General features: G+C 60.2%; 10 protein-coding genes. 6 read left to right on the top strand and 4 right to left on the bottom strand.

Going from position 1 to position 13,363, the window contains the following annotated elements; all coding sequences use genetic code 11:
* The first annotated feature begins 90 nt into the window (after positions 1-90).
* The 5 genes from alaS to F8N36_RS14845 all read left to right on the top strand — a co-directional run bounded on the left by alaS (position 91) and on the right by F8N36_RS14845 (position 6,936).
* Positions 91-2,766: an alanine--tRNA ligase gene (alaS, locus tag F8N36_RS14825; protein WP_291333668.1), complete on the top strand. Its 2,676-nt coding sequence runs from the start codon at positions 91-93 to the stop codon at positions 2,764-2,766.
* A 10-nt stretch (positions 2,767-2,776) separates the two neighbouring features.
* Positions 2,777-3,961, top strand: coding sequence for a 12,18-didecarboxysiroheme deacetylase (gene ahbC / locus F8N36_RS14830; RefSeq protein ID WP_291333670.1), 1,185 nt, complete (start codon positions 2,777-2,779; stop codon positions 3,959-3,961).
* A gap of 259 nt (positions 3,962-4,220) precedes the next feature.
* The gene (gene hemB / locus F8N36_RS14835; protein WP_291333673.1) at positions 4,221-5,207 is read left to right on the top strand and encodes a porphobilinogen synthase; all 987 of its coding nucleotides are present in this window, start codon (positions 4,221-4,223) and stop codon (positions 5,205-5,207) included.
* Positions 5,207-6,412, top strand: a complete 1,206-nt coding sequence (ahbD, locus tag F8N36_RS14840; protein WP_291333675.1) for a heme b synthase — start codon at positions 5,207-5,209, stop codon at positions 6,410-6,412. Before hemB ends, ahbD begins: the two co-directional genes overlap by 1 nt.
* 17 nt (positions 6,413-6,429) lie before the next feature.
* Complete coding sequence (locus tag F8N36_RS14845) at positions 6,430-6,936, top strand: AsnC family transcriptional regulator (protein ID WP_291333677.1); 507 nt, start codon at positions 6,430-6,432, stop codon at positions 6,934-6,936.
* Positions 6,937-7,018: 82 nt separating this feature from the next.
* Here F8N36_RS14845 and F8N36_RS14850 read toward each other — a convergent pair whose 3' ends face one another.
* Positions 7,019-7,768 (bottom strand): class I SAM-dependent methyltransferase, encoded by a 750-nt coding sequence (locus tag F8N36_RS14850; protein WP_291333679.1) that lies wholly within the window; start codon positions 7,766-7,768, stop codon positions 7,019-7,021.
* 497 nt (positions 7,769-8,265) lie between these two features.
* Here F8N36_RS14850 and F8N36_RS14855 point away from each other — a divergent pair, with 497 nt between their 5' ends.
* A complete protein-coding gene (locus F8N36_RS14855) occupies positions 8,266-9,408 on the top strand; it encodes a D-alanyl-D-alanine carboxypeptidase family protein (protein ID WP_291333681.1) in 1,143 nt (380 codons plus the stop codon).
* 107 nt (positions 9,409-9,515) lie between these two features.
* On the opposite strand, the gene F8N36_RS14860 is transcribed toward F8N36_RS14855, so the two are convergent.
* From F8N36_RS14860 to F8N36_RS14870, 3 genes are all read right to left on the bottom strand, one after another.
* Positions 9,516-11,039: a YifB family Mg chelatase-like AAA ATPase gene (locus F8N36_RS14860; protein WP_291333683.1), complete on the bottom strand. Its 1,524-nt coding sequence runs from the start codon at positions 11,037-11,039 to the stop codon at positions 9,516-9,518.
* Positions 11,040-11,167: 128 nt separating this feature from the next.
* A complete protein-coding gene (gene lepB, locus F8N36_RS14865; RefSeq protein WP_291333685.1) occupies positions 11,168-11,788 on the bottom strand; it encodes a signal peptidase I in 621 nt (206 codons plus the stop codon).
* A gap of 215 nt (positions 11,789-12,003) precedes the next feature.
* Complete coding sequence (locus tag F8N36_RS14870) at positions 12,004-13,314, bottom strand: NCS2 family permease (protein ID WP_291333687.1); 1,311 nt, start codon at positions 13,312-13,314, stop codon at positions 12,004-12,006.
* Positions 13,315-13,363: the final 49 nt, after the last annotated feature.

The raw sequence follows: 13,363 nt of genomic DNA on the forward strand, positions 1-13,363 counted from the left end.
GGCCGCGGCGGCCGGCGGGGGCGCGGCGCCTCCCGCGCGCGGGGGGGGGCGGGGCCACTGCCCGCGCAGACCCCATTACGGAGCCAGTAAATGCTCACCGCCAAAGAAATACGCCGCCGCTACCTCGAATTTTTTCACCGCCACCAGCACGAAATTGTGGAATCCGGCCCCATCATTCCGCCCAACGACCCCACCCTACTGTTCACCAACGCGGGCATGGTGCAGTTTAAAAAGCTGTTTCTGGGCGAAGAAAAACGCGCATACAGCCGCGCCACAACCTGTCAGAAGTGCCTGCGCGTTTCGGGCAAGCACAACGATCTCGAAAACGTGGGCCGCACCGCGCGCCACCACACGTTTTTTGAAATGCTGGGCAACTTTTCGTTTGGCGACTATTTCAAGCGCGAGGCCATCACCTGGGCATGGGAATTTGTGACGGGCGAGCTTGAACTGCCCAAGGAAAAGCTTTGGGTCACCGTGTTCCGCGATGACGACGAAGCCGCCGCCATCTGGGCCGAAGTTGCCGGGCTGCCCGCCGACCGCATTGTGCGCATGGGCGAAAAGGACAACTTCTGGACCATGGGCGATACCGGTCCCTGCGGCCCCTGCTCCGAAATCTACGTTGATCAGGGCGAAGACATGTCTTGCGGCCCCGACTGCGGCATTGGCAAGTGCGACTGCGACCGTTTCCTCGAAATCTGGAACCTTGTGTTCACGCAGTTTGACCAGTCTGCCGACGGCACGCGCGTGGCCCTGGCCAATCCCAACATCGATACGGGCATGGGCCTTGAACGCATGGCCGCCGTTGCCCAGGGCAAACGCTCCAACTTCGACTGCGACCTGTTTCAGGAAATCATCCAGTATGCTGCTTCGCTGGCAAATGTGAGCTACAGCTTCAGCGCTCCCGACACCAACGATGTGGATACGGCCCTGCGCGTCATTGCCGACCACAGCCGTTCCGCCGCCTTTCTTGTGGCGGGCGGGGTGCTGCCCTCCAACGAGGGACGAGGCTACGTGCTGCGCCGCCTTATCCGCCGCGCACTGCGTTTTGCCACGCTCATGGGCGTCAACGAGCCCTTCATGCACAAGGTAGCCCGCAAGGTCACCGAAGTCATGGGCGACGCCTACCCCGAGCTGACCGAACACGCCGACTTTATCGCCCGCGCGGTGCACGAGGAAGAACAGCGCTTCTCCCTCACCCTGCAAAAGGGCCTGGAACTGCTGGACGAAGAACTGGCAGCCCTCAAGGCCGCCGGTAAAACGCAGATTCCCGGCGAATTCTGCTTCAAGCTGTATGATACCTACGGCTTCCCGCTTGATATCGTTACCGACGTGGCTGAAAAACGCGGCTTTACCGCCGACAGCGCGGGTTTTGAAAAACACATGGCCGAGCAGCGCAAGCGTGCCCGCGAGCACCAGAAAAAAGGCGGACTGCTGGGTCAGGCAGACAGCGCAAACGTCTTCAAGCCCCTGCTGGACGCAGGCGTGAGCAGCACCTTTGTGGGCTATGAACGCCTTACCGACAAGAGCCAGATCACCCTGCTGCTCAACGGTGCGGGCGAACAGGTCAACGACCTTGGCGAAGGCGATACCGGCTACGCCATCACCGCCACCACGCCTTTTTACGGCGAGGGCGGCGGTCAGGCTGGCGACATGGGCACACTGGCGAGCCTCACGGGCGAGGCCAGGGTGGTCACCACACACAAGCCTGCGCCCACCCTGCTGGTGCACGAGATTGAAGTGACCAAGGGCGAACTGCACAAGGGCGGCGAAGCCACCCTGAAGGTTGACGCCGACCAGCGCAAATCCACCGCCCGCAATCACACCTGCACCCACCTGCTGCACGCCGCCCTGCGCCGAGCGCTGGGTTCGCATGTCAAGCAGGCCGGTTCGCTGGTTGACCCGCACCGTTTGCGCTTTGACTTTTCGCATATTGCCGCCCTCACGCCTGAAGAGCTGGCCGCTGTGGAGCGCGACGTAAACCGCGCCATCATGGCCGACCTGCCCGTCACCGCCAGGGAAATGCCCGTGGCCGAAGCCATGGCCAGCGGCGCTATGGCCCTGTTTGGCGAAAAATATGGCGATATTGTGCGCGTGCTCACAGTTTCTGGCGCGGAAAAGAGCGACCCTGAATCAGTGGAACTGTGCGGCGGCACGCACCTTGAACGCACTGGTGAGGCCGGAGCCTTCATGATCGTGTCTGAAAGCGGCGTGGCCGCTGGTACGCGGCGCATCGAAGCCGTAACCGGCTGGAATGCCTATGCCCAGGCCGTGGAGCAGCGTGCAGAACTGGCCGCTCTTGCCGGTCAGCTCAAGGCCCGCTCCGGCCAGCTGGCCGAGCGCGTGACCGCTCTGCAAAACGATGTTAAAAAGCTGCGCAAGGCCTCTGAAAAGGCCGCAGCCGCGCCTGTGACCGGGGCCGACCTGGCCGCCCGCGCTCAGGAAGTAAATGGCGTGCGCGTTCTGGCCGCCAAGCTGGATAATGTTCCCGTCAAAGCCCTGCGCGAAATCATGGACGACGTGCGTTCGCGCCTTTCTGAAAATGCCGTAGCCTGCCTGGCCACGGCAGAAGACGGCAAAGTTGGGCTTTTGCTGTATGTTTCCAAAGACCTGCACGGCAAATTCACTGCTCCCGCCCTCATCAAGGACGTGGCCGCCCCCTGCGGCGGTTCTGGCGGCGGCAGACCCGACATGGCACAGGCGGGCGGCACAAAGGCCGAAGGAATTGACGAGGCCTTTGCCGTGCTGAAACAACGCATCGAACAATAAGGATCAAGCCATGATAGGCATTTCCAAACTGTATTGCGGACAGGTCGAGCCCTCGGACGCCCTGCGTTACGGACGCGAATCTGGCAAGTTGCCCTCGCACCTGCTGCAGTTCTCCAAAGACAAAAAGCCCGTTGTGGTCTGGAACATGACCCAGCGCTGCAACCTCAAGTGCGTGCACTGCTACGCCCACGCCATCGAAGTGGACGGCTCGGACGACATCAACACCGAACAGGCCAAGACCATGATCAACGATCTGGCCGCCTACGGTGCGCCGGTCATGCTGTTCTCTGGCGGCGAACCGCTGGTGCGCAAGGATCTGGTCGAGCTTGCCAGCCACGCCACCTCCCGTGGCATGCGCGCGGTTATTTCTACCAACGGCACGCTCATCACCAAGGAAAAAGCCCGCGAACTCAAGGAAGTGGGCCTTTCCTACGTGGGTATTTCTCTGGACGGCATGGAAGCCGTGCACGACAAGTTCCGCGCTGTGCCCGGGGCTTTCAAAAAAGCTCTTGAGGGCATTGCCAACTGTCAGGCCGAAGGCCTCAAGGTGGGCCTGCGCTTTACCATCAACAAGCGCAACGTGGCTGAAATCCCCGGCATTTTCCGCCTGCTCAACGATCTGGAAGTGCCGCGCGCCTGTTTTTACCATCTGGTGTACTCTGGACGCGGTTCAGAACTGATCAAGGAAGACCTTGACCACGCCGAAACCCGTCAGGTGCTCGACCTGATCATGGACGAAACCCGCGCCTTGTTTGAAGCGGGCAAGCCCAAGGAAATTCTCACCGTCGACAACCACGCCGACGGCCCCTATGTGTGGATGCGCATGAAGCGCGAAGATCCCAAGCGGGCCGAAGAAGTGTTTGAGCTTTTGCAGTACAACGAGGGCAACAGCTCTGGTCGCGGCATTGGCTGTATTTCGTGGGACGGCAAGGTGCACGCAGACCAGTTCTGGCGTGACCACACCTTCGGCAATGTGCTTGAACGCCCCTTCTCGCAGATTTGGGACGATCCGCAGATCGAACTGCTGCACAAGCTCAAGGACAAGAAGGCTCACGTCAAGGGCCGTTGCGCAAAGTGCCAGTTCCTGAACATCTGCGGCGGCAACTTCCGTGCCCGCGCTGAAGCCTTCTATGGCGACGAGTGGGCGCAGGACCCTGCCTGTTATCTGACGGATGAGGAAATCGGCATTAAATAGCGCGCAGACGCAGCCCTTTTTCCGCTGAATGTGCACGCATGGCGGCGCGCCCCGGTCGTAGCCTGCTACGTCCGCACTGGCGCGCCGCTTGTTTTTTATGCGGAAAGCAGGGCATAGTTCAAAACAGGCAAACAGGCAGGGCAAGCCCGCAACCGAGCGGTCATGCATCTGCTGCACATACACTTGCAATCACCGGCAGCACCTGCTGCACAGGCTGGCCAAGCACCGACCTGCACACGCAGAACAAAGGACAACAGCCATGACCACATTCCATAGAGGCCGCCGTCTGCGCGCCACCCCCGAACTGCGTTCCATTGTGCGTGAAACCGCACCTCTTCTTGTTGAAGACCTCATCATGCCCTACTTTGTGGTGGAAACCGACGACAAGGGCTTTCGCAAGGAAATCGGCTCCATGCCCGGCCAGTTCCAGCTCAGCCTTGCCGAACTGGAAAAACAGGTGGAAAAGGCCGTGGACACGGGCCTCAAATCCGTCATCCTGTTTGGCATTCCTGATCTCAAGGACGAATACGCCTCTGGCGCGTATGCCGAAGACGGCATCGTGCAGCAGGCAGTGCGGCTGCTCAAGCACCGCTGGCCCAAGCTCTACGTCATCACCGACGTGTGCCTGTGCGAATACATGAAACACGGCCACTGTGGCATTCTCATGCCCGACGGCGAAGTACTCAACGACGCCACCCTGCCCCTGCTGGCCCAAACAGCCGTAAGCCATGCTGCGGCTGGTGCCGACATGGTGGCTCCCTCTGACATGATGGATGGCCGCGTGGCCGCCATACGCGAAGCACTGGACGAGGGCGGCCTTATGACCACGCCCATCATGTCCTATGCCGTCAAATACGCCTCGGCCTACTACGGCCCCTTCCGCGAAGCGGCGGAAAGCGCCCCTTCCTGCGGCGACCGCAAATCATACCAGATGGACCCCGGCAATGCCCGCGAGGCCCTGCTTGAAGCCTTTGCCGACCTTGAGGAAGGCGCGGACGCGCTTATCGTCAAGCCCGCAGGGCCGTACAGTGACATCATCCGCACCGTGCGCGACAATACCAGTGTGCCCCTGTGCGCCTATCAGGTGAGCGGCGAATATTCCATGATCCGCGCTGCCGGTCTTAACGGCTGGATTGACGAACGCGCCGTGATGATGGAATCACTCACCGGTCTGAAACGCGCCGGGGCCGACATGATCATCACCTACTTTACAGAAACCATCCTACGTGAAGGACTGGCACGATAATGAGCAACCATCCTACCAACATGGGCCACCCCGGCGGGCATCCGGGAGGCCACCCCAGCGGGCATCCCGCTGGCGCTGCCGGTAATCCCTCTTCCGGCCACCCGGACGGCGTAACCGCCCCCCTGCGCACCCTTGAAGACGGCAGCCCCGCCTGCCGCCTCATTGCCTGGGAAATGACCCGTTCCTGCAATCTGGCCTGCAAGCACTGCCGAGCCGAAGCACACCCGGAACCCTACCCCGGCGAGCTGTCTACCGAAGAGGCCAAGGCCCTCATCGACACCTTCCCTCAGGTGGGCAAGCCCATCATCATCTTTACCGGCGGCGACCCCATGATGCGGCCCGACGTGTACGAGCTGGTGGCCTATGCCAACAGCAAGGGGCTGCCCTGCGCCTTTTCGCCCAACGGCACGCTGATCACCCCCGAAGCAGCGCAAAAAATCAAGGATGCGGGCGTCAACCGTTGCTCCATCTCCATCGACGGGCCGGATGCGGCCAGCCACGACAGCTTCCGGGGCGTACCCGGCGCATTCGAGGCCTCGCTGCGCGGCATTGAATACCTCAAATCCGTGGGCATGCCCTTTCAGATCAACACCACGGTTACACGCAACAACCTGAGCAGCTTCAAAAAAATTTTCGAGCTGTGTGAACGCATCGGCGCTGCCGCATGGCACATCTTTTTGCTGGTGCCCATGGGCCGCGCCTCTGGCCTGGCCGATCAGGTCATCACTGCGCAGGAATACGAAGACGTGCTGCACTGGCTCTACGATTTTCGCAAGGGCACGAAGATGCACCTCAAGGCCACCTGTGCGCCGCACTACTACCGCATCATGCGCCAGCGCGCCAAGGAAGAAGGCATCAGCGTTACACCCGAAACCTTTGGCATGGACGCCCTCACCCGCGGCTGTCTGGGCGGCACGGGCTTTTGCTTTATCAGCCATGTGGGACAGGTGCAGCCCTGCGGCTACCTTGAGCTGAATTGCGGCAACGTGCGCGAAACGCCCTTTCCGCAGATATGGCGCGAGAGCAAATACTTTTTGCAGTTCCGCGACCAGTCCACCTACACGGGCAAGTGCGGCGTGTGCGAATACCACAAGGTCTGCGGCGGCTGCCGCGCCCGCGCCCACAGCATGGACGGCGACCACATGGGCGAAGAGCCCCTGTGCACCTATATTCCGGCCAAGATGCGCCGCAAGGAAAACCCCTGAGCCATACGAGGAACTCCATGACGCAGCAAACGGCCCACGCGGCCCCCTCTGCCAATACCGAAGCGCTAATGGACAGCGTAGACCGGCAACTGCTGGATATCATCCAGACAGGCTTTCCGCTTACGCCCCGCCCTTACGCCGATCTGGGCCAGATGCTTGGCATTGCCGAAGAAGAAGCGCTGCAACGCGTGCGCGACCTCAAGGCCCGCAAGATTATTCGCCGTCTTGGCGCAAACTTCCAGTCGGCCAAGCTGGGCTTTGTTTCCACCCTGTGCGCCGCAAAAGTGCCGGACGACAAGATGGATGGTTTTGTGGCGCGGGTTAACGCATGCCCTGGCGTTACGCACAACTACCTGCGCGAACACGCCTATAACATATGGTTTACGCTTATCAGCCCTTCGCGCGAAGAATCGCAGGCCACGCTTGACGCCATTTCGGCAGACACGGGCATTGCCATTCTTAACCTGCCTGCCACCAGGCTGTTCAAAATCCGTGTGGATTTTCGCATGGATGCAGACGCCTGATCCGCAGCAACGCACAAAGACAAAAAGCCTGTGTGTCCGCATTTTGGGGACACACAGGCTTTTTTATGTTTTTTGCGCCGTGTTACCGTGCCATCAGCGCAAATACTCCCCAACCGAGATACTCGCGCGTGTAGGTTACGTAGCGCGCAGGCTGGATGGTGAGCTGGTTGCGTATCTCTGCGGCAAAGCCATCGTTGGGATTGGCCTCAAGCCAGCGGCGCATGGTCAGCCACTTGGCGGCTTCGTACCTGTCCCAGCCCTCCTGATCTGCCAGCACCATTTCCACCACGTCGTAGCCAAGCTTGCCAAACGAAGCCACCAGCTCCGGCAGGGTATGGAAATCGGCAATGGCGGAAGCGTCGCTGTTTCTGGCAATGTCTTCCGTTGGGGGCAACCGCAGCCAGTACGGTTCGCCCACCAGTATCATACCGCCGGGGCAAAGGCTGCGCGACAACAGTTCAATTGTGCCAGCAGCGCCCCCGCCAATCCACGTGGCTCCAATACAGGCGGCCAGATCGACCTTCTCATTGGCAACGTAGCCTGCCGCGTCGGCATGGATAAAGCGTACCCTGCCGCCAACGCCAAGCTCTCTGGCGCGCTGGTCAGCCTGCTGGCAGAACAGGGGGCTCATATCTATGCCCGTGCCCGTGATTGCGTGATCGCGAGCCCAGGTGCACAGCATTTCGCCCGAACCGCTGCCAAGATCGAGCACTCGCGTTTCAGGTTTGAGCCGCAGCACCGCTCCAAGGGTGGCAAGTTTCTCTGCCGTGTAAGGATTATGGATGCGGTGTTCACTTTCTGTAATGGTAAAAATGCGTGGTATATCGAGCACGATAACCTCCTTTCTTGCTTTTGCTGCCATGCATATGGCCATCCTGACCGCATGATCATTGCTTTGTATTTTTGGCACAAAAGCACACTACGCCATAGGGCTGCCAAACGCATTCCACTTCTTGTTTCAGAAACGAAATGGCTACGGGACGGGAAACGGGCCATATATTGATTTTCAGATTATACAAACAGCATCGGTATCCGGTCAGCCGCATCTGCTGTCATTTGCAACACGGGCTGTCTGCCGGTGCGGCGGCCAACCATCCAGACACATGCAACTGTGGGCAAAAACTGTATAAACACGCATTCATCAGCATGCTTGCCATAACTGCCTATCTTTAGTACACAAGCATTGCGTAATGCTGTTTAGTAAATCTCTAAACTTTTCCCATTGGCCTTCCTCAAATCCATACGCCCGCGACATACGGTTTTACCGTTACCGCCGCGTAGCGCAGCGCACTTGAGGCTTGACGTTCAGCCAACGCATAAGGACTGTGCATGACAAGCACCCGTCGTTTTTGCCCGCCGCTCCGCTCGCTCCTGGCACTTGCATTCCTGTTTTGCGCCGCCGTTCTGGCGCAGACAGGAGTGGCATTTTCCGCCCCGGCCGTTCCTGCAGAAAGCTCGCTTGGTGTGTGCTCTGCCATTCTGTACGACCTCGACCGCGACGCCGTGCTTTTTGAGCAGAATGCCGACCAGCATATTCCCCCGGCCTCACTGACCAAGGTCATGTCCATGTTTCTTGCCATGGACCAGCTCAGCTCTGGCCTCGCCAGCATGGACAATACTACCTTTGTCAGCCGCAACGCGGCCCGCACAGGTGGTTCGCGCATGGGGCTCAACGAAAACGAACAGGTCACCATTGAACAGCTGCTTACTGGCATGGCTGTTTCTTCCGGCAACGACGCCAGCACCGCCATGGCGGAATATGTGGGCGGTTCTGTGCCAGCCTTCATCAACATGATGAACGCCAAGGCCCGCACCCTGGGCATGCGCGACAGCTATTTTGTGAATCCCCACGGCCTGCCCGCCAAGGGGCAGTACACCACCGCCCGCGACATGCTCACGCTTGCGCGCGCCTACCTGCACGCCTACCCCGACGCCCTGCGCTTTCACAATACGCATGTGCTCAACTACCGGGGCCGGGTCACCTGGAACAAAAACCCGCTGCTGGGCCAGTACCCCGGTGCAGACGGCCTGAAAACCGGCTGGATCAACGCCTCTGGCTACAACCTGATTTTCACGGCGCTCAAGGGTGACAAGCGCCTGCTGGCCGTCATCATGGGCGCACCCGATTCGCAGCTGCGCAGCATCGAGGCCTTTCGCCTGCTGGATGCCGGCTTTGAAGTGTGCGGCAACGAAGCCCCCACGGTAGTGGCCGCCCTGGACAACCTGCCGCGCGAAAAATACCACCCCGACATTCGCAAAAACGCCCGCGAAGCCTACCACCAGTTCGCAGCTGCAGACCGTGGCGAAGGCACCCAGACGGTGCACCGGGCCAAGGCCGCCAATCGCGACAAGCAGACCAAGGCATCTGCTGCCAGCAAGACCAAGAAAAAACATGTGGAAAAAGCCGCCCGCCAGCGCCATAACAATACCGACGGTCAGGCCGCCCGTCGCGTTGCCAACAACGCCAGCTAAAGAGCAGACAATTTTTATGTAAAAACGCCCGTGAGCCTGAGCCCACGGGCGTTTTCTTGTTTTTGACTGTCCGCATGGCTGGCAGCAGATGCCAGAGGCGGGTGCGGTTATCCCCTGTCGAGCACGCGTAGCGATACCGCTTCGGCCAGATGCCGGGTGGCGATGATCGAAGCGTCATCCAGGTCGGCAATGGTGCGCGCCATGCGCAGCACCCGCGCGCATGCCCTGGCGGAAAGAGAAAGCCGGTTGACGGCGGCCTCCATAAGCGCATGGCCCTCAGCGGCCAGGGCGCAGTGCCTGTCGAGCAGCGCACCGGAAAGTTCCGCATTGCAGCGTGGCCCGTCACTGCCGTAGCGCGCCCGCTGCACAGCCCGCGCCCTGAGCACGCGCTCGCGTATTTCGGCAGAGCTTGCGCCGCTGCCAGCACCGCGAAAGTCGGCGTAGGCCACAGCAGGAACTTCCACGTGTACGTCGATACGGTCGAGCATGGGACCAGAGAGGCGCGACTGATAGCGCACCCGCTGTTCTTCACGGCAGGTGCACTGGTGCGTGGGATCGCCGTAATAGCCGCAAGGGCAGGGATTCATGGCGGCCACAAGCATGCAGGCAGCGGGAAAGCTCACGCTGTGGGCAGCGCGCGCAATGGCGGCCACGCCGCCTTCAAGCGGCTGGCGCAAGGCTTCAAGGGCAGTTTTGCGAAATTCGGGCAGCTCATCCAGAAACAGCACCCCTCTGTGGGCAAGGCTCACCTCGCCAGGGCGCGGGTATCCGCCGCCGCCCACCAGAGCCACATCTGAAATGGTATGGTGCGGGGCGCGAAAGGGCCGTACACGCATGAGCCCGGCTTCTGGCAGCAGCTTGCCAGAAACGCTGTAAATCTTGGTAACTTCCAGCGATTCTTCAAAATCCAGCGGCGGCAATATGGTGGGCAGGCGCTGGGCCAGCATGGTTTTGCCGCTACCGGGCGGGCCTATGAGCAGCACGTTGTGGCCGCCCGCAGCCGCCACTTCAAGCGCACGCTTGGCAGCCTCCTGCCCCTTGACCTCGGCATAATCCTGGCTGTAGGCCGGGGTCTCAAGTGTGTCCGCTACCGGCTCGCACAGGGGCTCAAGCGGATCCGCACCAGCCAGAAAAGCAGCGCAACGTCCCAGCCCCTCGGGCGCAAAAACCTTGAGCCCGCGTACCACCGCAGCCTCCGCCCCGTTACCCGGAGGAACCACCAGTCCGGCGGCCCCCTGCTGACGCGCCAGCAGGGCCAGCGGCAGCACGCCGCTTACCGGGCGCAGCGCGCCGTTGAGTGAGAGCTCGCCCGCAAGGTACATGCCCTGCAAGGGCTCGGCAGGGATAATGCCCGCCGCCGCGAGCAGCCCCACGGCAAGGGGAAGATCGTAGCTTGCGCCGCTTTTGCGCCGCCACGCGGGAGCAAGATTTACGGTTATACGCGCTGGCGGCAGCTTGAAACCGCAGGCGCGCAGGGCCGCAAAAACCCTGTCCTTGGCTTCACGCACGGCTGTTTCTGCCAACCCCACCATGGTAAAACCGGGCAGGCCCTGCCGCACGAAGTCCACTTCCAGTTCCACGGGGTAGGCATCCACACCTTCGACCCCGCCGCTGTTCAAACGGACAATCATGCGCACTCCTTTGCCCTTGCACCAATGAAAAACGGCGCGGATTGCAAGCCTACCCGCGCCGTAATTACCTGACTAAACACGTGGGCCAAGGCAGCCCGCGCCAGAAGCCCGAGTCTTCAGTTAAAGCGCTACTGTACGGCCTTGCCGATACGGTCCCAGCGAATGTCGCCCAGCCCGCCCCACGACCAGTAAATGCGCCAGGCCTTGGCACGGATGGCGCTGCGGTCAACAAAACCCCAAAAACGCGAATCCATGGAATTGTCGCGGTTGTCGCCCATGACAAAATATTTGTCTGCGGGCACGGTCACCGGACCAAAATTGTCGCGCACCGGCTGGATGCGGTCCGGCTCGGTAAAGCGGATGAACGATTCCTTCACCGGTTCGCCGTTGCGGAACAGCTGCTTGTTGCGCACCTCAATGGTGTCGCCAGGCGTACCCACAATGCGCTTGATATAGTCAACGCTGGGGTCGTTGGGATATTCAAAAATGATAATGTCGCCCTTTACCGGATCTTCCCCCTTGTAAATATAGGTGTGGGTAAAGGGAATCTTGATGCCGTACGAAAACTTGCTTGCCAGCAGATGATCGCCCACAAGCAGGGTTTTGACCATGGATTCCGAAGGAATTTTAAAAGCCTGCACCACAAAGGTGCGGATGACCAAAGCCAGGATAAGCGCGACGAACAGGGCTTCGCCGTATTCCCGCCACAGGGGTTTAACGGGGCGCTGTGATTGCAGAAGCATTGCCATGTGCGAATATTCCTCATGTGCCTTGTGGGCTGGTGAGCGTTTATTTTCGGTCGCAAAGTATGCCCTGATGCGGAGGCAAAGGCAAGGAGCAGAACGCTTTGCCCGTGCGATTACAAAAAAACAAATCCCCGTCCGGCAGGAACCGGAACGGGGATTTACTGTGTGATCACGGCGCGTTGCCGCAGCTCCACACTACAGCTTCAACAATAATCGGCCTAGTGCAGGCGCAGGGCAAAGTTGATCACAAAGCACATGGCAATGATCAACATCACGATGTTGAGATCCTTGAAGCGGCCAGAAAGCACCTTGATGCCCACCCAGCTCACAAAGCCAAAGCCAAAGCCGGTGGCGATGTTGAAGGTCAGCGGCATGCTGATGATGGTCAAAAAGGCGGGCAGGGCCACGGTAAAGTCCTTGAACTTGATGCGTCCCACTTCCTGCATCATCATGGCGCCCACGATGATAAGCACCGGAGCGGTGGCGTAGGCGGGAACCATACTCACCAGCGGGGCAAAAAACAGGGTGAGGAAAAAGAGCACGGCTATGGTCACGGCGGTCAGGCCGGTGCGGCCGCCCTCGGCAACGCCAGCGGCGCTTTCAAGGTAGCTGGTGGCGGTGGTGGCACCCATGACGGCACTGGTCATGGTAGCGATGGAGTCTGAAATCAGGGCCTTGTCGAGATTTTCGATGTGGCCGTCTTCGCGGATAAAGCCAGCCTTCTGCGAAAGACCGATCAGCACGCCCATGTTGTCGAACAGGTCAACCATGGTCAGGGTAAAGATGATGGAGATCAGGCCGTGGTGCAGCGCGCCCTTCAGGTCCATGGCCATGAAGGTTTCGGTGGGCAGGGGCAGCGATGCGTTAAAAATGCTGCCCTGCGGCACCTGAGAAACGCCAAGCACCATGCCGGCGATGGCAATGGTCACAATGCCGATGATCATGGCGCCGGGCACGCGCAGCGAAAGCAGCGCGCCAATAAGGAAGATGCCCGCCACAGACAGCAGCACCTTGGGGTCGCCAAGATTGCCCAGGGTCACAAAGGTGGCGGGGCTGGCAGCCACCAGGCCGCAGCTCTTCATGCCGATAAAGGCGATGAAGGCACCAATACCGACCACAATGGCATACTTGAGATCCATGGGCACGGCATTGATGATGAGCTGGCGCACCCTGGTGACGGTAAGCAGCAGAAAGACCACGCCAGAAATAAACACGGCGCCAAGGCCTGTCTGCCATGTATAGCCCGCAGGGCCGCAAACGTAGTAGGCAAAAAAGGCGGTAATACCGAGGCCGGGCGCAACGCCCACGGGGAACTTGGCCCACAGGCCCATGATCAGCGTAGCGATAACCGTAATCCAGATGGTGGCCGCCACGGCGGAATCCTTGGGCATACCGGCGTCAGAAAGCATGCCGGGAACCACAAAAATCAGGTAGCACATGGCCATAAAACTGGTAAGACCGGCCAGCATTTCGCGCCGAACCGTGCTGCCTCTGGCCGCAGGATTAAACATTTTTTCCAGTACGCTCATGACATCCTCCTCGTGTTGCCCCGTTACGCGTCCAAGCTTTTTGGGGAGC

It is taken from the genome of Desulfovibrio sp., assembly GCF_009712225.1.
Taxonomy (GTDB): domain Bacteria; phylum Desulfobacterota; class Desulfovibrionia; order Desulfovibrionales; family Desulfovibrionaceae; genus Desulfovibrio.